The organism is Phycobacter azelaicus (genome assembly GCF_014884385.1).
GTDB lineage: Bacteria > Pseudomonadota > Alphaproteobacteria > Rhodobacterales > Rhodobacteraceae > Phycobacter > Phycobacter azelaicus.
Genome location: NZ_WKFH01000003.1, coordinates 294,968 through 313,958, shown reverse-complemented (window position 1 = coordinate 313,958; position 18,991 = coordinate 294,968). Strand labels below are relative to the sequence as shown.

Annotated in this window: 16 protein-coding genes; 4 read left to right on the top strand and 12 right to left on the bottom strand. The window is 61.5% G+C overall.

All coding sequences use genetic code 11. From position 1 onward, the window contains the following. Nucleotides 1-101: 101 nt before the first annotated feature. Together INS80_RS02620 and INS80_RS02615 are read left to right on the top strand one after the other, a co-directional pair. The gene (locus INS80_RS02620; protein WP_192964109.1) at nt 102-461 is read left to right on the top strand and encodes a CidA/LrgA family protein; all 360 of its coding nucleotides are present in this window, start codon (nt 102-104) and stop codon (nt 459-461) included. Beyond that, on the top strand, nt 454-1,185 hold the full coding sequence (locus INS80_RS02615) for an LrgB family protein (RefSeq protein ID WP_192964108.1): 732 nt from the start codon (nt 454-456) through the stop codon (nt 1,183-1,185). The genes INS80_RS02620 and INS80_RS02615 overlap by 8 nt, the downstream gene beginning before the upstream one ends. 6 nt (nt 1,186-1,191) lie before the next feature. Here the strand turns inward: INS80_RS02615 and INS80_RS02610 are convergent, their stop codons facing one another. The 5 genes from INS80_RS02610 to INS80_RS02590 all read right to left on the bottom strand — a co-directional run bounded on the left by INS80_RS02610 (nt 1,192) and on the right by INS80_RS02590 (nt 4,941). Next, nucleotides 1,192-1,782: an HD domain-containing protein gene (locus INS80_RS02610; protein ID WP_192964107.1), complete on the bottom strand. Its 591-nt coding sequence runs from the start codon at nt 1,780-1,782 to the stop codon at nt 1,192-1,194. Nucleotides 1,783-1,842: 60 nt separating this feature from the next. Next, a complete protein-coding gene (locus INS80_RS02605) occupies nt 1,843-2,181 on the bottom strand; it encodes a carboxymuconolactone decarboxylase family protein (protein ID WP_192967159.1) in 339 nt (112 codons plus the stop codon). Between the two features lie 74 nt (nt 2,182-2,255). Beyond that, nucleotides 2,256-2,912: a DUF938 domain-containing protein gene (locus INS80_RS02600; protein WP_192964106.1), complete on the bottom strand. Its 657-nt coding sequence runs from the start codon at nt 2,910-2,912 to the stop codon at nt 2,256-2,258. After that, on the bottom strand, nt 2,912-3,988 hold the full coding sequence (locus INS80_RS02595; RefSeq protein ID WP_192964105.1) for an NAD(P)/FAD-dependent oxidoreductase: 1,077 nt from the start codon (nt 3,986-3,988) through the stop codon (nt 2,912-2,914). The genes INS80_RS02600 and INS80_RS02595 overlap by 1 nt, the downstream gene beginning before the upstream one ends. Further along, nucleotides 3,985-4,941: an aldo/keto reductase gene (locus INS80_RS02590; protein ID WP_192964104.1), complete on the bottom strand. Its 957-nt coding sequence runs from the start codon at nt 4,939-4,941 to the stop codon at nt 3,985-3,987. The genes INS80_RS02595 and INS80_RS02590 overlap by 4 nt, the downstream gene beginning before the upstream one ends. Nucleotides 4,942-5,060: 119 nt before the next feature. On the opposite strand from INS80_RS02590, the gene INS80_RS02585 reads away from it, so the two are divergent. Beyond that, entirely contained in the window at nt 5,061-5,675 is a 615-nt protein-coding gene (locus INS80_RS02585) for a CDP-alcohol phosphatidyltransferase family protein (RefSeq protein WP_192964103.1), read from the top strand. Between the two features lie 73 nt (nt 5,676-5,748). Here INS80_RS02585 and INS80_RS02580 read toward each other — a convergent pair whose 3' ends face one another. The 7 genes from INS80_RS02580 to INS80_RS02550 all read right to left on the bottom strand — a co-directional run bounded on the left by INS80_RS02580 (nt 5,749) and on the right by INS80_RS02550 (nt 15,081). Then, nucleotides 5,749-6,822, bottom strand: a complete 1,074-nt coding sequence (locus INS80_RS02580; RefSeq protein WP_192964102.1) for a BMP family ABC transporter substrate-binding protein — start codon at nt 6,820-6,822, stop codon at nt 5,749-5,751. Between the two features lie 71 nt (nt 6,823-6,893). Further along, nucleotides 6,894-7,814 (bottom strand): ABC transporter permease, encoded by a 921-nt coding sequence (locus tag INS80_RS02575; protein WP_192964101.1) that lies wholly within the window; start codon nt 7,812-7,814, stop codon nt 6,894-6,896. Continuing rightward, nucleotides 7,814-8,896 (bottom strand): ABC transporter permease, encoded by a 1,083-nt coding sequence (locus tag INS80_RS02570; RefSeq protein WP_192964100.1) that lies wholly within the window; start codon nt 8,894-8,896, stop codon nt 7,814-7,816. The genes INS80_RS02575 and INS80_RS02570 overlap by 1 nt, the downstream gene beginning before the upstream one ends. A 39-nt stretch (nt 8,897-8,935) precedes the next feature. Next, nucleotides 8,936-10,453, bottom strand: a complete 1,518-nt coding sequence (locus tag INS80_RS02565) for an ABC transporter ATP-binding protein (protein WP_192964099.1) — start codon at nt 10,451-10,453, stop codon at nt 8,936-8,938. Beyond that, complete coding sequence (gene xdhC / locus INS80_RS02560; protein ID WP_192964098.1) at nt 10,450-11,436, bottom strand: xanthine dehydrogenase accessory protein XdhC; 987 nt, start codon at nt 11,434-11,436, stop codon at nt 10,450-10,452. The genes INS80_RS02565 and xdhC overlap by 4 nt, the downstream gene beginning before the upstream one ends. Continuing rightward, on the bottom strand, nt 11,426-13,723 hold the full coding sequence (xdhB, locus tag INS80_RS02555; RefSeq protein ID WP_192964097.1) for a xanthine dehydrogenase molybdopterin binding subunit: 2,298 nt from the start codon (nt 13,721-13,723) through the stop codon (nt 11,426-11,428). Before xdhB ends, xdhC begins: the two co-directional genes overlap by 11 nt. After that, nucleotides 13,720-15,081: a xanthine dehydrogenase small subunit gene (locus tag INS80_RS02550; RefSeq protein WP_192964096.1), complete on the bottom strand. Its 1,362-nt coding sequence runs from the start codon at nt 15,079-15,081 to the stop codon at nt 13,720-13,722. The genes xdhB and INS80_RS02550 overlap by 4 nt, the downstream gene beginning before the upstream one ends. Nucleotides 15,082-15,468: 387 nt before the next feature. On the opposite strand from INS80_RS02550, the gene dnaE reads away from it, so the two are divergent. Next, nucleotides 15,469-18,981: a DNA polymerase III subunit alpha gene (dnaE, locus tag INS80_RS02545; RefSeq protein WP_192964095.1), complete on the top strand. Its 3,513-nt coding sequence runs from the start codon at nt 15,469-15,471 to the stop codon at nt 18,979-18,981. Nucleotides 18,982-18,991: the final 10 nt, after the last annotated feature.

The window sequence follows — 18,991 nt, the reverse complement described above, 5'->3', positions numbered from 1 at the left end:
GAAGCCCCGGTCCATGTGCCGGGGCTTTTTGTTTGGAAACGGGCGCTTGTCTGGTCAGCGGCAGGGTGCAACAGTTGGGCCATCCAAGGGGGAGGAATGGGATGCTCGGCTACCTCACATTGATCCTGGTCTGCCAACTGGCCGGGGAGTTCATCACGGGCGCGCTTGCGCTTCCCGTGCCGGGGCCGGTTCTGGGGATGGTCTTCTTGTTCACCTTCCTGATGCTGCGCGGCCATGTGCCAAAGCGGCTGGATCAGACGGCGGATGGTCTGCTGCGCTCCATGTCGTTGCTATTCGTGCCTGCGGGCACTGGCGTGATCCTGCATTTCCAACTTCTGGGGGAGGCGCTGCTGCCGCTTGGCCTGGCGCTGGTCATCTCAACCCTTGTCACAATCGCGGTGACCGGCCTGTTGATGCAGTGGCTGGGCAAGGGGGAAAGCCCGGAGAACGGCGATGGATAGCCTTCAGGATACCTGGGTCTACCTCAGCGCTTCGCCTCTGTTTCACCTGACCCTGACATTGGTGGCGTTTCAAGCGGCCAGTGCCGTTTTTGAGCGGATGGGCCGCAATCCACTGCTCAATCCGGTGTTGGGCGCGGTGCTGATCGTGGTGGCGGTCCTGGTGCTGACCGGCACGGATTATGGCACCTATTTCGAAGGGGCGCAGTTTGTGCATTTCCTGCTCGGGCCAGCCACGGTCGCCCTTGCGGTGCCGCTTTACCGACAATGGCACCGGGTGCGCAGATCCGCTCTGGCGATTGCCGTGAGCCTTGTTGCGGGGTCGCTGACGGCGATCCTGTCGGCAGTATGCGTGGCCTGGCTTCTTGGCGGGTCACAGGCGGTGCTGGCCTCGCTTGCGCCCAAATCGGTGACAGCCCCCGTTGCCATGGGCATTGCCGAGAAACTGGGCGGGCTGCCCTCGCTGACGGCGGTTCTGGTGATCGTCACAGGGATCCTTGGCGCCATGCTGGGGCCCAAGCTCTTGGACATGACCGGTGTTGTCGACTGGCGCGCGCGGGGGCTGGCGATCGGCACTGCCAGCCATGGTATCGGCACGGCCCGTGCCTTGCAGGTGAATGAAACCGCGGGTGCCTTTTCCGGCCTTGCGATGGGGCTCAACGCATTAGCAACCGCACTGCTGCTGCCGCTGATCTGGGGCGGGGTCGTCTGGCTGCTGGGCAGCTGACCTAAATCAGCCGTCGCGGGTCTCGTTCAGCTCCATGTGGCCTTCACCGCGCGCCAATACCCGACGCAGGATCGGCTCGAAAAACTCCAGTGGTTTCGTCGGATAATCCGGGTCGAATGCGCATTGATCGTAGTCGTGACAGAACTTGCGGCAGTCTTCCCAATAGGGGCTGTCGCTGTATTTGTCGCGGGCATGTCGGTCCCCGCCAAGGTGGTGATTGTAGTAATACCCTTGGAAGACGCAGTGGTGTTTCAGGATCCACCAGGTGCGCTCGCTCACGTAGGGTTTCATCATCGCGGCGGCCAGTTCACCGTGATTGTAGGGCGACAGGATATCACCCACGTCATGCACCAGAGCGGCGACAATGATCTCATCATCGGCGCCATCGGCATGGGCGCGGGTCGCGGCCTGCAGACAGTGTTGGTAGCGGTTGACGGGATAGGGCGTCCAGTCCTCGTCAAGCGAGCGGATCGCATCCAGGATGCGGTCGGGCAGGGCGGCGTTGTAAGCCTCCTCATACTCCATGACCGCGTCCCAGTCGGCCTTTCCCGCTTCTTCAAAGCTGGTCCAGGTGGGTGTGTGACACTCGTCTTTCATGGCAGGCTCCCGGTTTGGAGTTTTGGGAAGCCTAGCCATTCTGTTTCGCTCTGTCAGCGATTATCCCGCTGTCAGTTCATCAAAGCATGTCATCGCCTTGGCGGCATACATCATCGAGGGGCCACCGCCCATCTGGATCGACATGGCCAGCACATCGGCCACTTCCTCTCGGCTGGCGCCTGCCTTTATCAGCGTCTCGACGTGCAGGCCGATGCAATCCTCGCAGCGCAGGGCGACTGCGATGCCCAGGGCGACGAATTCCTTTTGCTTGAATTCCAGCGTTCCCCCCTGTTTCACGGCCTTTCCCAGCGCGCCAAAAGCCTGCGCCGTGTCGGGGATCGCCCGGTTCAGGTTGCGCAGGCCTGCGCGGGTCTTGTCGAGTTTGTCATGCCAGTCCATCGGTTTTCCTTCGATCTTCATATTCGATTTTTCGAAGGAGTAGGGTGGGTAGGGACAAGCGGCCTTGATCTGGGTCAGAAATCCGGCTTTTGCCCCACCAGCGCGAGGTTGTTGGCGGGCATTTCGATCACGTCTGCCATGTCGAGGCCCGAATTCTGTATCCAGTCGATGGTGTCGAAATCGTCCTTGTAGCCGATGTCCGGATCATGAGCGATGAGGGAGGCATGAAAGGCACGGTCGCCCTCGCTGGTCAGCTCCTCGGCTCGCATGAAAGGGCCGTAGATGCAGAGCTTTCCCGATGGTTTCAGGGCGCGCGCGGCCTCGCGGATCAGGGTCTTTGCGTCATTTTCGGTGATGAGGTGCAAGAGGTTCGACAGAACGATGAAATCGACGGGCTCAACACTCTGCGCCCAGCCGGGGGCGGTGGCATCCAGCTCTTGCGCGGGACGGATGTTATCTAGGTCGGCCTCGGCAGCATGGATATCGATACTGGCGCGGCGGGTGGCGTCTACCTCACTCGGTTGCCAGATGAGGCTCGGCAGGCGGGCGGCATAGGCCACCACGTGCTGGCCGGTGCCGCTGGCGATCTCCAATGCCTGACCTGACTTGGGTGCGATCTCTTCCAGCAGATCACAAAGCGGCTCCAGATTGCGCGCGGCGGAGGGGGCGAACAGCTTCCCATCCTGACTTTCGGTGACAGACGCAGAGCCGGGAGTGGAACGAATGGGCATCAGCGCAATCTTTCGGGAGAGAGGGCCGCGAGGATATCGCGGTCCAGTTCTGATGGGCGGCCGCCGATCAGATCGGCGATCAGACGCGAGGCGGCAGGTGCGGTCTGAAAGCCGTAGCCGCCCTGCGCTGCGCACCAGATGAAATCGGGCCGTGCAGGATCGGGGCCCAGAACAAGCGCCCCATCCGGGACGAAACTGCGCAAGCCCGCCCAGTTGCTTTCGACGCGGGTGACGGGTTCTGTGACCTTTTCCTCATAACGCGCCAGTCCCTCGGCCAGCACCATATCGTCCGCAAAGGCGTCATGGGGGTCAACAGGGTCCGCATCGGCGGGGGAGACCAGCAGCTTGCCGGCATCGGGTTTGGCATACCAGCCCTCGCCCACGCCCATCATCATCGGCCAGGAGGTTACATCATGCCCGCCCGGCGCAGGCAGCCGCGCCATGGAACGGCGTTTGGGGACAATACCGATGGGATCAACCCCGGCGAGGGCTGCGATGCGGTCGACCCAGGCTCCCGCGGCATTGACCAGTTGCTTGGCGGCATAGACCTCACCGCCTGCCGTGACCTGCCAGCCTGCGCCGGTATGTCTGATCGCGGTGACTTCAGCTTTCGTCACAACCTTACCGCCAGCGCCACGCACGACGCGGGCGAAATCCTGGATCATGCGGTCGGTATCGAGATCCTGCGCCTCTTCATGCAGGGCGGCCAGCGTGACCGTTTCAGGTTTCAGAATGGGAACGCGGGCATAGGCATCCTCAACCGCGATCGGGTGCAGGTCCAGCTCTTTCACATCGGCGGTGAATTGTTCTTCCTCGCCGGGACCCGCCACCAGCATGAAGCCGCGCGGGGTCAGATAGCCGCCATTGGCGGTGCGGTGATACTCCGCACTGGCCTTGTTCAGGGCAACGGTGGCCGGGTTGCCGTAGTTTTCCTCGAACATCGCGGCGGATCGACCCGAAGCGTGGTAGCCAAGCGCCTCTTCCGCCTCCAGCACCGTGACGCTGCCCAGATCCGACAGGCGTGCAGCTGCGCTGATACCGGCAATGCCGCCACCGATGACAATGAAATCGCTCATGCCGAGCTGCCTTCGTCCTGTTCTTCCAGCCGGTCGGTGGCGGGCGCGGGACGCGGGCTGAGGGAGGAGATGCGTGCATAAAGATCCGGCGTTATCTCGAATTCCAGCGCGGCCAGCGAGGGGACCAGTTGATCCGCGTTACGGCCCGAAATGATCGGCATCGGCGCCGAGGGGTGGGCAGCGGCCCAGGCCACGGCGAGAGTCGCGGGATCAGTGCCGACCTCCGCGGCAAGGGCCGCCAGATCGGCGGCGGACTGATGCATCCAACCCTGACCGTAGCGACTGTTGTAGCGCTCATCCTCCTTGAGACGCCCTTCACTAGCGCCTGCGGCATATTTGCCGGTCAACAGACCGCCGCCTAGCGGGGAGTAGGGTGCAATGGCGATGTCCTGATCGGCGCACATGGGCAGGATTTCCACTTCGACCTGACGTTTCACCAGCGAATACATCGGCTGAAAGATATCCGCCTTGAGATCGAATTCGGCGCCGATCATCTGTGCCTTCATCACCTGCCAGGCGGCAAAGTTCGACAGGCCCACATAGCGGATCAGCCCCTGTTGTTTGAGGGTTGCAAAGCACTCCAGCGTCTCATGCAGGTCGGTGTCGAGATCGAACCGATGCAGATAGAGGACATCGACCATATCAAGATCCAGCCGCTTGCGACTTGTGTCGAACTGCGCGCGCATATTTGCGGCACCTGCACCGCCGGTATAGCCGACCTTGGTGGCAATCAGCAGCTTTTCCCGTTCACCCTTGATCAGCTTGCCCAGAATGGTCTCGCTTGCGCCCTCAGTATAGACCCAGGCGGTGTCGAAATGGCTGATCCCGGCGGCGCGGCAGGCGGCATACATTTCGGCCGATTGCGTCTCATCCGCGCGGCCTCCGAACTGCATGGTGCCAAAGGCAAAGCGGCTGGCGGGGGTGTGATCGGGGGTGGTTAGGGTGCGTGTCATGCGCGCAAACTGCCACGTCCGTGTAACAGGGAAAAGAGCCAAGATGGCGCCCCAGCAGAAATGTCCGCACGCGCGATTGTGACTGGAGCGCGGCGCAATTGCAGGGCAAAACAGATCCCATGTTCGATGCCCGCATCCGCCCTCTGATCGATCCCGCCCTGAATGCCCAGGGCCGGGTCATTGCGCGCTGGGGGATCACCGCCAACCAGGTGACACTGGCTGGACTGGGCTTTGGTTTATTGTCGGCGGGGATGATCGCGCTGGGCGCCTTTGGTTGGGCTTTGCTGCCTCTGTTGTTGTCGCGGCTGGCCGATGGGCTGGACGGAGCCGTGGCGCGGGCAAGTGCTCCCACGGGGTTTGGCGGCTATCTCGATATCACCTGCGATTTCCTGTTTTATGGCGCGGTGCCCATGGGCTTTGTGCTGGCCGACCCTGCTGCCAATGGCGTGGCGGGGGCGTTCCTGCTCATGTCCTTCTACGTCAATGGCGCCAGCTTCCTTGGCTATTCCGTGCTGGCCGAGCGGCACAAGATGACCAGCTCAGCCCGCGGTGTCAAAACGCTGTATTTCACCGGGGGGCTTTTGGAAGGGGCTGAGACGATCGGTTTCTTCGTCGCGCTTTGCCTGTTTCCGGGAGCGTTTGCGCCAATGTCCTGGGTGTTCGGGGGCTTGTGTTTCGTGACAGCTGGGTCTCGGGTGCTGTTGGCCTATCGGGTGTTTTCGCAAAAGGCCTAGCCGCTCAATATCCAGAACATGAAAAAGGCCCGCTAATTTGGCGGGCCTTTTCGTATTTCAAATGGCAATTCGCTTACTGCGGGATGGTGCCTTCGAGGCCTTCAACGTAGAAGCTCATGCCTGCAAGCGTACCATCATCGGCGGTTTCACCCTCGGCCAGGAACACCGAGCCGTCCTGCTTGTTCAGCGGGCCGGTGAAGGGGTGGTATTCACCCGATGCGATGGCCTCTTTCAACGCCAATGCCTCTGCCTTGACGTCTGCCGGTACCGCATCGGTGATCTCACCGATGCCGACCATGCCGGCGCCGATGCCGTCCCAAGTGTCAACAGACTCCCAGGTGCCGTCCATCACGGCCTTTGTGCGAGCCACGTAGTAGGGCGCCCAGTCGTCGATGATGGAGGAGACGCGCGGGAAGGGTGCGTACTGGCCCATGTCGGAGGCCTGGCCGAAGGTCACGACGTTGCCCGCTTCCTTGGCAACGGCCTGCGGCGCGGTGGAGTCGGTGTGCTGCAGAATGACGTCCGCACCCTGTTCGATCAGGGCCTTGGCCGCATCGGCTTCCTTCGCGGGGTCGAACCAGGTGTAGGCCCAGATGATCTTGAACTCGACGTCCGGGTTCACTTTGCTCGCGTGGATATAGGCCGAGTTGATGCCGCGGATCACTTCGGGGATCGGGTAGGAGGCGATGTAGCCGATGATGTTCGACTTGGTCATCTTGCCCGCGATGTGGCCCTGGATGGCGCGCCCCTCATAAAAACGGGCAGAATAGGTCGAGACGTTGTCTGCGCGCTTGTAGCCGGTGGCGTGCTCGAACTTCACGTTCGGGAACTTCTTGGCCACGTTGATGGTCGGATCCATGAAGCCAAAGGAGGTGGTGAAGATCAGGTCAGCGCCCTGCAGGGCCATCTGAGTGATCACGCGCTCCGCATCGGGGCCTTCGGCGACGTTTTCAACGTAGACGGTTTCGACTTTGTCGCCGAATTCCGCAACCACGGCCTTGCGGCCTTGATCGTGCTCATAGGTCCAGCCGCCGTCGCCGACGGGGCCAACATAGACAAAGCCAACCTTGGTCTTGTCTTCGGCCATGGCGCTGGTCGCCAGGCCCAGAGCCATGGCAGCGCCGGTCAGAAGTTTCGTCAGTTTCATCAAAGGGATCCCCCGTGTTTGTTTTAATATACCCGGACTGTCGGGCAGGGTGTTTGGCCTTCCGTCAGATCCTAACGGGAGGCATGGAAATTGCGGCCAAGGGCAGCCGGTGCGCTGCTCTTATCAGCCGAGAGAATGACAAGCACCACAATGGTGATCAGGTAGGGGGACATTGCCAGATACTCGACCGGGATGGCAACGCCCGCTGCCTGAAGATTGAGCTGTACCACGGTGACACCGCCAAAAAGATAGGCACCCAGCAGCACGCGCCAGGGTTTCCAACTGGCAAAGACCACCAGCGCCAAGGCGATCCAACCGATTCCGGCAGTCATGCCTTCGGTCCATTGGGGCACGCGGATGAGGCTGATATAGGCTCCGCCCATGCCTGCGCAGGCGCCGCCAAAGAGGATCGCAAGCACGCGGATTCTCAGCACCTTGTATCCCAGCGCATGAGCGGCATCGTGGTTTTCACCCACCGCGCGCAGGATCAGACCGACACGGGTATACTTGAGGACCATCCAGACGGCTGCGATCAGCGCGATCCCGAAATAGAGGATGATGTCGTGGCCAAAGATGATCGGGCCTACCACGGGCAGATCGCTGAGGAGCGGGATATGGATGTCCTGCATCTGTGGCGGTTTGATCCCCACGTAGGACTGGCCCATCAGCGCGGATAGGCCAAGCCCGAACAGCGTTAGCGACAGGCCCGAGGCAACCTGGTTGGCCTGAGCAAACTGGGTGAGGATCGCAAAGAGCGTCGATAGCGCCGCACCGGCAACCGCCGCCACGACAAAGCCGAGCAGCGGAGAACCGCTTTCGACGGCAGTGGCAAAGCCTGCGATCGCGCCAACGATCATCATGCCCTCGACACCAAGGTTCAAAACGCCGGCCTTTTCCACCACCAGCTCACCCACGGCGGCCAGCAACAGAGGCGTCGCCGCCACCATCAGAGAGGCGACCAGAAGGACCGGATTGATTGCAGAAAGATCCATTACGCCACCTCCGGCTTGCCTAGACGCAGGCGAAAATTGGTCAGAAGGTCAAAGGCCAGGAGGAAGAACAGAAGCATCCCCTGAAAGACCTGGATTGCGGCCGAGGGCAGGCCCATGTTCGACTGGGCAATATCACCGCCGATGTAGGTCAGCGCCATCAGCCCGCCTGCCAGCAGGATACCAACAGGGTGCAAACGGCCGAGGAAGGCAACGATGATGGCGGTGAACCCGTAGCCCACGTTGAAATCGATCGAGACCTGACCGGATGGCCCGGAAACCTCGAACATGCCCGCAAGGCCCGCCAACATGCCCGATGCGCCAAGGCAGAACAGGATCAGGCGGGCCGGTTTCACGCCCGCAAAACGGGCGGCGCGCGGAGCTTCACCGGTCAGGCGGATCTGGTAGCCCAGCATGTGCCGGTTCAGCAGAACATAGGCAAAGATCACTGCGATCAGTGCTGCAACCACGCCCCAATGCATACCGGATCCGGCAATCAGATCGGCATTATGGGCGCTTTCGTATTGTTGCAGGTTACGGCTGCCGGGAAATCCAAATCCTTCGGGGTTTTTGAGTAGTCCCAGCGACATGGAGGCGAGAAACTGCTCAGCCACGTAGACCAGCATCAATGAGACAAGGATCTCATTGGTGCCGAACCTGACCTTCAAGAGCGCCGGGATCATCGCCCAGAGCCAACCGCCAAACGCTCCCGAGATCACCATCAGCGGGAAGATGTACCAGGCTTCATGGGGGTAGAATGCCAGCCCCATGCCCGCCCCAAAGAGAGCGCCCATGATGTATTGCCCCTCGGCGCCGATGTTCCAGATGCCTGCACGAAAGCCTAGTGAAAGGCCGATAGCGATCAAGACCAGTGGGGCACCCTTGACCAGAAGTTGCGGGCGATAGTAGAAGGCAAATTCGCCAAACAGCGGCTCCCAGAAGATGGTGCGGATCGCCTCCACCGGGTTCTTGCCAAGGATTGCAAACAAAAGCCCGCCTGCAATCATCGTGGCCAGAACCGCCACCAGCGGCGTGGCCATGGACCAGGCGCGGGATGGCTGCGGGCGTTTTTCAAGCCGGATCATGTGTCGGCTCCTTCCTTGAAGCTTTTATCATGGCGGCGTTCAGACATGAGCCACCTCCATGCCATGCGCTCCGCCCATCATCAGGCCGATCTCATCCACCGTCAGGCCCGTAGCCGCGCGTGGGCTGCTCAGGCGGCCTTCGTTTAGGGCCGCGAAGCTGTCGGAAATCTCCATCAGCTCGTCCAGATCCTGACTGATGCAAATGATCGCTGTACCGCCTGCGGCCAGATCCAGGAGCGATTGCCGGATTGCAGCGGCGGCAGAGGCATCGACACCCCATGTGGGCTGGTTGACCACCAGAACCTCGGGGCGCTGCAGCACTTCGCGGCCAATGACAAATTTCTGCAGGTTGCCCCCGGAGAGGGAGCGTGCGGCATTCTCCGGCCCCGGCGTGCGCACGTCAAACTCAGCGATAACGCGTTTCGCAAATGCCTTGGCGGCGGGCCAATTCAGGAAGCCGCGGGTCACAAGGTTTTCACGCACGGCGGCGGTCAGCAGAGCGTTTTCCGTGAGGCTCATATCAGGCGCCGCCGCATGGCCAAGTCGCTCTTCAGGGGCCGATAGCAAGCCGAGGCGACGGCGGGCGACCGGGCCAAGCCTGCCGATAGGTTTGCCGTGCAGTTTGACCGCATCCGGAGCCGCTAGGGTTTCTCCCGACAGCACCGCCAAGAGTTCATCCTGTCCGTTTCCTGCAACGCCACCAATGCCCAGAATCTCGCCTTTTCGTACGGTCAGGTGGACATTCTTCAGGGACGTACCAAAGGCTGAAGGCGCAGAGACGGAGAGGCCGCTGATATCAAGCGCCACATTGCCAACGATGCGCTCAGACCGCTCCGGTGTTTTAAGAGCAGTGCCAACCATCATCTCGGCCATATCGCGTGCCGAAGTTTCGGACGGGGTACATTCGCCCACGTTCTTGCCGAGACGCAGAATGGTTGCATGGTCGCACAGCTTTCGGATCTCTTCCAGCTTGTGGCTGATATAAAGGATCGAGGTGCCCTCGCTGCGCAGCTTTTGCAGGGTCTCGAACAGGATCTCCACCTCCTGCGGCGTCAGGACCGAGGTCGGCTCGTCCATGATCAGGAGTTTTGGATCCTGCAGCAGGCAGCGGATGATCTCCACCCGCTGACGTTCCCCGGCAGAAAGGTCGCCCACGGTGCGGAAGGGATCAAGCGGCAGGCCGTAGGTTTCCGAAACCTCACGGATGCGGCTGGCCAGATCCCGCAGCGCAGGCGGGTTCTCCATGCCAAGGGCGATGTTTTCCGCGACGTTCAGCGCATCGAACAAAGAGAAATGCTGGAACACCATGGCGATGCCATCTGCGCGGGCGGCGCGCGGCTCTGCCGGGGCAAAGGGTGCCCCGCGCAGCAGCATCTGCCCGCTGTCCGGTTTCACCAGCCCGTAAATCATCTTTACGAGGGTTGACTTGCCGGCGCCGTTTTCCCCCAAAAGGGCATGCACTTCGCCTTCACCGATATCGAAGGAGACATTGTCATTGGCGACGACGCCCGGATAGGCCTTGGTCAGGCCCTGAAGGCTGAGTAGGGGGACTGTCACGCGCGGCGATCCTTCCACTGTTTTACTTCTGCGCCATCTGATGCGGCGGGTGTTGTCTCGTGCCGGGCGTCAAGCGCCAGCAGTTGCGCTGCCACACCGATCGCTATCATCTGCGGGTGCTTGCCTAAGTTGGGATCCCCAATCGGACAGGTGATCCGCGTGATCTGCTCCGGGCCGTGCCCTAGAGCGGCAAGGCGAGACCGGAAGCGTGCCCACTTTGTGGCAGACCCGATCAGACCAGCAAATGCAAAATCGTGTTTCAGCAGGGCGTGGCATAGCGCCAGATCCAGCTCATGGGAATAGGTTAGGACCAGATGTTGTGCAGATGACGGCGCGTGGGCTACCAATAGAGCCGGATTTTCAGCCCAAACAGGGGTCACGCCACCGTGAATGGACTGGGGAAACCGATCTGCGGCGGTATCGACCCATGTGATTGCGTGATCTGGCAGTGGAGACAGAACATCGACCAGCGCGCGACCCACATGCCCTGCGCCCCAGATCCAAAGCGGGCGATTGGGGCGGTGCACGGGCTCGATCATCCAGCCGTCGATCAGCTGCGCCTGCGGGTACTCCCCCTGATTTCGAAGCCTGGACAGCCTGCGGTGGATGGAGAGCGGCATGTTGCTTTTGCCGCCAGCGGGCCGGGCGATCACGTCGTGATTCAAGGCGTCCAGATCGATGACCTCGAAGACCTCGCTCAGCAATGTGACCGATCCGCCGCAGCATTGGCCCAGATCCGGCCCCAGCGCGTGGGTGCTGAGAATTGAGGGTGTGTCCTGCGATGCAGCCCGCTGCGCCGCTTCATACTCCAGCGCGCCGCCGCCTATGGTGCCGGACTGGGCAAAGCCATCTTCGGTGCACCACACCAGCATCGCCGCGCCAACTTCACGGGGGGAGGAACCGCGGATCGCCGCAATCACCACGCGGGTGACACGTCCGTGGGTCGCCACGGCGGCTTTCAGGCCCTCAAGGTCAAACCCCATCAGAGACCCTCCGCGCCGCGTGCCAGATCTCTTCCGCCGTGGCGGGGGCGTTCAGCGCCGGGTAGGTAGTGCCAAAGCTGGCAACCGCATCCGAAAGGGCCAGCCAGGCGGAAATGCCCAGCATGAAAGGCGGCTCGCCCACCGCCTTGGAGCGATAAATGGTGTCCTCGCGGTTCTGCCCGTTGAAAAGGGCCACGTTGAACACATCGGGCCGGTCTGAGCAGGCGGGGATCTTATAGGTCGAGGGCGCATGGGTGCGCAAAGTGCCTTTGCCGTCCCAGACCAGTTCCTCGGTCGTCAGCCAGCCTGCGCCCTGCACATAGCCGCCTTCGACCTGGCCGATGTCCAGAGCAGGGTTCAGCGAGGCACCCGCATCATGCAGGATGTCGGCGCGCAGGATGCGGTTTTCGCCGGTCAGCCGGTCCACGACCACCTCGGTCAGGGCGGCGCCATAGGCGAAATAGAAGAACGGGCGGCCTTCGCCTTTGATCCGGTCCCAATTCAGTTTCGGTGTTTTGTAGAAACCGGTGGAAGAGAGGCTTATCCGACCTTCATAGCAGAGTTTCGCGGCCTCATTGAACGTGATCTCGCGTGCATCGCCGATACGGACCATGCCTCCGTCGAAAACCACGTGGGAGGGGTTGATCTGATGCAGGTTAGCCAGATGCTCGGCCATGCGGGCGCGGATGATGTCGCAGGCCGCCTTGACCGCCATCCCGTTGAGGTCCGACCCGGAGGAGGCTGCTGTGGCGGAGGTGTTGGGCACCTTGGCGGTGTCGGTTGCGGTGATCTTCACCTTCTCCAAGGGGATGCCAAAGCGGCTTGCGGCGACCTGCGCCACCTTCTGGAACAACCCCTGTCCCATTTCAGTGCCGCCGTGGTTCAGATGGACCGAGCCGTCCTGATAGACATGCACCAAGGCGCCTGCCTGGTTCAGATGTGTCAGCGTGAAGGAGATTCCGAATTTTACCGGCGAGAAGGCCAGGCCGCGCTTCAGGTGGGTCTGGCCTGCATTCCAGGCGGTGATATCTTCCTTGCGGGCGGCGTAGTCGGCGCTGTCGAGCAGCTGCGCGGTCATCTCGTGCAGCTCGAAATCACTGACTTCCATTCCATAGGGCGTGGTATTGTCGCCCTTAGCGGTACCGGGGGCGGCATAATAGTTGCGACGCCGCAGCTCAACCGGATCAAGGCCTAGGTCATGTGCGATGTGATCCATCACCCGCTCGATCCCGACCATACCCTGCGGGCCGCCAAATCCGCGATAGGCGGTGGCGCTTTGCAGGTTGGTCTTCAGTCGATGGCTTTCGATGCGGATCGCCGGGATCGCATAGGCATTGTCGGCATGCAGCATGGCGCGGTCGGCCACTGGCAGCGAAAGATCCTGCGCCCAGCCGCAGTTCACCAGATGGGTGAACTCCACCCCCAAAAGCCGCCCATCAGCATCGAACCCCGCGCGATAGGAGATACGGAAGGCATGGCGCTTGCCGGTAATGACCATGTCGTCGTCACGATCATAGCGCATCTTGCAAGGTAGGCCGGTGTGGCGCGCGGCAACGGCGCAGGCAACCGCCAGCGCGTTGCCTTGGCTTTCCTTGCCACCAAAGCCGCCGCCCATGCGCCGGGTTTCGACCCGCACCGCATGCATCGGCAGGCCAATCGCATCGGCCACCTTGTGCTGGATCTCGGTGGGGTGCTGGGTAGAGGAGTTGACCAGCATTCCGCCATCCTCTTGCGGCAGGGCCAGCGCGGCTTGACCTTCCAGATAGAAGTGTTCCTGCCCGCCTAGTTCAAAGCTACCTTCCACCACGCGCGGAGCGGCAGCGATGGCTCCTGCGGCATCGCCTTTCTCATAGATGCGCGGGCCTTCCTCGAACCGGCTGTTTGCGGCAAGCGCCTCGTCCAGGGTCAGAAGCGGCGTTTCCTCTGAATATTCAATGATGGCGTTTCGCGCCGCAATGCGCGCCGCCCGGTGGCTGCTGGCAACCACCAGAAACACTGGCTGGCCCACATAGTTGACGGTGCCATCCGACAACAGCGGCTCGTCGTGGTTTGATGGCGATACGTCATTGTCAAACGGCAGATCCTCTGCAGTCAGCACTGCAACCACGCCGGGGCAGCTGCGCACCGGGGCTAGATCCATCGAGGTGATCCACCCCTTGGCGATGGAGGAAAGACCAAAGGCCAGGTGCAATGTGCCGCGCGGGGTGGGGGTATCGTCCACATAGCGGGCTGCACCGGTCACATGCAGGCGGGCGGCATCATGGGGGAGGGGCTTTGCTACGCTCATTGGCTCACCTCCAGCACGCTGACGGCTTCACCCGCCAGATCCGCGAAATAGCGCAAGAGCATGTTGCGGGCGCAGTCGAGCCGGTAGGCGTCCGAGGCGCGCATGTCGCTCATCGGGGTGAAGTCCTTGCCAAATGCGCCTTGGGCTAGGGTGATCGTCGCCGGAGTCCAGGGCTGGCCCATCAGGGCTGTCTCCACATGGGGCGCCCGTTTCGGCACGCCCGCCATGCCGCCAAAGGCGATGTGGGCGGAATGGACGACGCCATTCTCAACCCGGATATTGAAGGCGCCCAGCACCGCCGAAATGTCCTGATCGAACCGTTTCGAGAGCTTGTAGACGCGCAGGTGATCTGGCTGACGCGGGAAAGAGACCGCCTCTACGAATTCGCCGGGCTGGCGGTCCTGCTTGCCGTAGTCTAGGAAGAACTCCTCAAGCGGCAACTCGCGGCGGGCATTTCCCCGGCGCAGGTGCAGCGTCGCCCCCAGCGCAATGAGGGCAGGCGGGTTGTCCCCGATGGGCGACCCATTGGCGATATTGCCCCCCACCGTGGCGGCCGCGCGCACCTGTTGCGAAGCATAGCGGCGGATCATCTCGCCGTATGAGGGATGCAGGGGCGCGATGGCGGCGCGCATCCGGTTCATGTCCACCATGGCGCCGATCCGAACGGTCTTTTCGGTGATCTCGATCTGTTTCAGATCCTCGCAGGCATCGAGAAAGATCATCTGGGAGAGATCGCGCAGCCCCTTGGTGACCCACAAGCCCACATCCGTCGCCCCGGCCACAAGGGTCGCGTCGGGGTTGGCGGCATAAAGCGCGGCCAGCGCGTCTGATGAGGTCGGCATGTTCTCCAGCGGCGCCGCCTTGGCGGGCGCCTCCGCAGCGATCCACTCCGGCACGGGCTGATCTGCGGCAGCCTCGGCGGCGCGGATGATCGGGGCATAGCCGGTGCAGCGGCAGAGGTTCCCGGCGAGGCGATCATCGAAATCCCGCGCGCCGTCCTTGTGGGCGGTGACCATCGACATCACAAAACCGGGGGTGCAGAAGCCGCATTGGCTGCCGTGATGATCGATCATGGCGCTCTGAACCGGGTGGAGGCTGCCATCCGGCCCGGAGGCGCCCTCGACGGTGCGCACCGATTTGCCATTGAGCTGCGGCAGGAACAGGATGCAGGCGTTGAGCGGCTTGGCCCCGCGCGCGTCCGTAACCATCACCGTGCAGGCACCGCAGTCGCCCTCGTTGCAGCCTTCCTTGGTGCCGCAGAGCCCCCGCTCTTCGCGCAGCCAATCAAGCAGCGTTGCCGAAGGATCTGCATCCTTCAACGCTACCTCCTCACCGTTCAGATGAAAGGTGATTGTCATCTTGTGAAACCCGTCGCCTTACCCTGTTTCCCCAAATGGCGGACCCTTCGATGCGACGTAGAAGAGCCAGCGGGGTTTATCCGTGTTATACGAAGCAGAGTAGAAAGGCAGGGCGCTGTCTGGCAAGAAAAAGCGACGCTTGCTTTCATATTTCGACAAACAGGCAGGGCTGACCGCCCAAAGAGGGGTCTTTGAGTATTATGAGTGGGTTAGGGATCAAGTGGTTGGCCTGAGTTTGCCGAAGGCTCTTAAGGTCTTTTCTGATATTTCTGAAAATCGCGCTTATTATTCGTGCAAATGGGGGCTTTTTCGGGCTATGGGCCTTCGTCTTTGGCTTCCTGACGAATGCGCTTTTATCCCGCGCATCGGATCGGATAGCCTATCGGCATGACAGACGCCCCCCGATTCATTCACCTGCGCACCCACACCGAATACTCGCTTCTGGAGGGCGCGCTGCGGCTCAAGAAGCTACCTGACCTGTGCAAGGCAAACGACATGCCTGCCATCGCGGTCACGGACACCAATGCGATGTTCTCGGCGCTGGAGTTCTCAGTTACCTTGTCGGGGGCCGGGGTCCAGCCGATCATCGGCTGCCAGGTGGATGTGAGCTTCGAGAAAAGCGAGCCGGGAGAGCGCCCCAAAGCGCCAGCCCCTGTCGTTCTCTTGGCGCAGAATGAAACCGGATACGAGCATCTGATGAAGCTCTCCTCCTGTCTTTACGTGGACAAGGGCGGGCAGTTGCCTCAGGTCACGCTGGAAGAACTGGAGGCGAACTCCGAAGGGTTGATCTGCCTTTCAGGCGGGCCGAATGGGCCGGTGGGAAAGCTTTTGCAACAGGGGCAGCGCCCGGCGGCCGAGGCGCTGATGCAGCGCCTGAGACAGATCTATCCGGATCGGCTCTATGTGGAGTTGCAGCGTCATCCGGGCGAGGATGGTCAGCCCGAGGCGGAAAAGCTGACCGAGCGTGGCCACGTGGAGATGGCCTATGCGATGGATCTGCCGCTGGTCGCCACCAATGACGTCTACTTCCCAAATACCGAGATGTACGAGGCCCATGATGCGATGATCTGCATCGCGGAGGGGGCCTATGTCGACCAGTCCGAGCCGCGCCGCCGCCTGACCGCGCAGCACTATTTCAAAAGCCAGCAGGAGATGGTGACGCTGTTCGCCGACCTGCCCGAGGCGGTTGAGAACACCGTCGAAATCGCCAAGCGGTGCGCCTTCATGGCTTACCGGCGCGATCCGATCCTGCCGAAATTCGCCGATGACGAGGTGCAGGAGCTGCGCCGCCAGGCCAATGAGGGCCTGCAGAACCGGCTTGCGGTGATCCCCCACGCGGTCAGTGTCGAGGAATACCAGAAACGGCTCGATTTCGAGCTGGACATCATCGAGGGCATGGGCTTCCCCGGCTACTTCCTGATCGTTGCCGACTTCATCAAATGGGGCAAGGAACACGGCATTCCGGTGGGGCCGGGCCGTGGCTCGGGCGCGGGCTCTTTGGTGGCCTATGCGCTGACCATTACCGACCTTGACCCCTTGCGCTACAGCCTTCTGTTCGAACGCTTCCTCAATCCCGAACGGGTGTCGATGCCCGACTTCGACATCGACTTCTGCATGGATCGGCGCGAAGAGGTGATCCGCTACGTTCAAGAGAAATACGGGCGCGACAAGGTGGGGCAGATCATCACCTTCGGTGCGCTCCTGTCCAAGGCGGCGGTGCGCGACATTGGCCGTGTCTTGCAGATGCCCTATGGGCAGGTGGATCGCCTGTCGAAGATGATCCCTGTCGAAGGGGTGAAACCCGTTTCCATCGAAAAGGCCCTGCAGGACGAACCCCGGCTGCGCGAAGAGGCCAAGAATGAACCCGTGGTGGACCGTCTTCTGACCTATGGTCAGCAGGTCGAGGGGCTTTTGAGGAATGCCTCGACCCACGCGGCGGGCGTCGTGATCGGGGACCGGCCCTTGGATGCGCTGGTGCCGCTCTATCAGGATCCGCGTTCCGATATGCCGGCAACCCAGTTCAACATGAAATGGGTTGAGCAGGCGGGCTTGGTGAAGTTTGACTTCCTTGGCCTGAAGACCCTGACCGTGATCCAGAATGCGGTGGATCTCATTCGCCAGTCGGGGCGCGATCTGCATGTGGCCGCCGATGGCACCCAGCTTTATGACCCGCCGGAAGGCGCCGTGAACGAGATCAACGCCATCCCGCTGGATGATGAGGCCTCTTATAAACTCTACTCCGCCGCCAAGACCGTTGCCGTCTTCCAGGTGGAATCCACCGGCATGATGGATGCGCTCAAGCGCATGAAACCCACCTGTATCGAGGATATCGTGGCGCTGGTGGCGCTTTATCGTCCGGGTCCGATGGAGAATATTCCGACCTATTGCGAGGTGAAGAACGGCCAGCGCGAGATCACCTCGGTCCACCCGCTTATCGACCATATTTTGGAAGAAACCCAAGGCATCATCGTTTATCAGGAACAGGTGATGCAGATCGCCCAGGTGATGGCGGGCTACTCCCTTGGCGGCGCGGACCTTTTGCGCCGTGCAATGGGTAAGAAGATCAAAGAGGCGATGGATGCCGAACGCCCCAAATTCGAAAAGGGCGCGGCGGAGAATGGCGTCGACAAGAAGAAGGCGTCGGAGGTTTTCGACCTTCTGGAGAAATTCGCCAACTACGGCTTCAATAAATCCCACGCGGCTGCCTATGCGGTGGTTTCCTACCAGACTGCCTGGCTGAAGGCGAACCACCCGGTCGAGTTCATGGCCGGGGTCATGAACTGCGATATTCACCTCACGGACAAGCTGGCGATCTATTTCGAAGAGGTCCGCAAGGGGCTGAGCCTGCCTTACGTGCCGCCCTGCGTGAACCGCTCCGAAGCGACCTTCAACGTGGTCAATGGTGAGCTGGTTTATGCGCTGGGCGCCCTCAAAAACGTCGGTGTCGATGTGATGCGGCTGGTAACAGCGGCGCGGCGCGAGGATGGAACCGAGCGGCCCTTTGTCAGCATCTTCGACTTTGCCCGCCGGGTGAACCTCAAGAAGGTCGGCAAGCGGCCGCTTGAGATGCTGGTGCGGGCCGGGGCCTTTGATCAGCTTGACGGCAACCGCCGCCGTCTGTTCGAAAGCCTTGAGGGGCTGGTGAATTACTCTGCCGCGATCCACGAGCAGAAGAACTCCAACCAGGTGTCGCTCTTTGGCGAGGCGGGCGATGATCTGCCCGAGCCGCGTCTTGCGGGCACGCCCGACTGGCTGCCTGCCGAACGCTTGAGCGAGGAGTTCAAGGCGATCGGCTTTTACCTGTCAGGGCATCCGCTGGACGACTACATGCCCGCCCTGAAACGCAAGGACGTGCTGACCCTGGATGAGGTCACCTCCAAGGCCGAGCGCGGCCCCTTCATGGCGAAAATGGCCGGGGTGGTCGCCGGACGGCAAGAACGGAAATCGGCGCGCGGCAACCGCTTTGCCTTTGCACAGCTCAGCGATCCGAGCGGCGCCTTCGAGGTGACTCTATTCTCGGAAGTTCTGGAAAAATCTAGAGAGTTCCTCGAGACTGGCGCCAAGGTCGTGATCACGGCCGAGGCCACCATGGAAAGTGATCAGTTGAAGCTACTGGTCAGGTCCGTCGGACCGGTTGATGCCGCGATTGCTGATGCAGGCAAAAGCTCCCTGCGGGTCTATGTCAGTGATCCCGGCGCCATTGCCACCGTGGCGCGCGTGTTGGAGGATGCCAAATCGGCAGCTCGAAACGCCAGCCGAGGCGAGGTGCTGATGTACTTGCAGGATCCCGGTCTGCCTGGAGATGTGGAGATGGATCTCGGGCAGGTTTTTCCGATCAATCCGCAAATAAAAGGTGCTTTGAAATCCCTTGAAGGGGTTCTGGATGTGGAAGAGATCTAGGCGAACAGGC

What these genes read in the sequence shown, in the direction of transcription:
- INS80_RS02575 (WP_192964101.1), bottom strand. Translation starts at nt 7,814, where the DNA reads ATGGATCTTTCTGCAATCAATCCGGTCCTTCTGGTCGCCTCTCTGATG.
- INS80_RS02595 (WP_192964105.1), bottom strand. Translation starts at nt 3,988, where the DNA reads ATGAGCGATTTCATTGTCATCGGTGGCGGCATTGCCGGTATCAGCGCA.
- INS80_RS02550 (WP_192964096.1), bottom strand. Translation starts at nt 15,081, where the DNA reads ATGACAATCACCTTTCATCTGAACGGTGAGGAGGTAGCGTTGAAGGAT.
- INS80_RS02590 (WP_192964104.1), bottom strand. Translation starts at nt 4,941, where the DNA reads ATGACACGCACCCTAACCACCCCCGATCACACCCCCGCCAGCCGCTTT.
- INS80_RS02605 (WP_192967159.1), bottom strand. Translation starts at nt 2,181, where the DNA reads ATGGACTGGCATGACAAACTCGACAAGACCCGCGCAGGCCTGCGCAAC.
- INS80_RS02610 (WP_192964107.1), bottom strand. Translation starts at nt 1,782, where the DNA reads ATGAAAGACGAGTGTCACACACCCACCTGGACCAGCTTTGAAGAAGCG.
- INS80_RS02570 (WP_192964100.1), bottom strand. Translation starts at nt 8,896, where the DNA reads ATGATCCGGCTTGAAAAACGCCCGCAGCCATCCCGCGCCTGGTCCATG.
- INS80_RS02615 (WP_192964108.1), top strand. Translation starts at nt 454, where the DNA reads ATGGATAGCCTTCAGGATACCTGGGTCTACCTCAGCGCTTCGCCTCTG.
- INS80_RS02580 (WP_192964102.1), bottom strand. Translation starts at nt 6,822, where the DNA reads ATGAAACTGACGAAACTTCTGACCGGCGCTGCCATGGCTCTGGGCCTG.
- xdhC (WP_192964098.1), bottom strand. Translation starts at nt 11,436, where the DNA reads ATGGGGTTTGACCTTGAGGGCCTGAAAGCCGCCGTGGCGACCCACGGA.
- dnaE (WP_192964095.1), top strand. Translation starts at nt 15,469, where the DNA reads ATGACAGACGCCCCCCGATTCATTCACCTGCGCACCCACACCGAATAC.
- INS80_RS02600 (WP_192964106.1), bottom strand. Translation starts at nt 2,912, where the DNA reads ATGCCCATTCGTTCCACTCCCGGCTCTGCGTCTGTCACCGAAAGTCAG.
- INS80_RS02620 (WP_192964109.1), top strand. Translation starts at nt 102, where the DNA reads ATGCTCGGCTACCTCACATTGATCCTGGTCTGCCAACTGGCCGGGGAG.
- INS80_RS02585 (WP_192964103.1), top strand. Translation starts at nt 5,061, where the DNA reads ATGTTCGATGCCCGCATCCGCCCTCTGATCGATCCCGCCCTGAATGCC.
- xdhB (WP_192964097.1), bottom strand. Translation starts at nt 13,723, where the DNA reads ATGAGCGTAGCAAAGCCCCTCCCCCATGATGCCGCCCGCCTGCATGTG.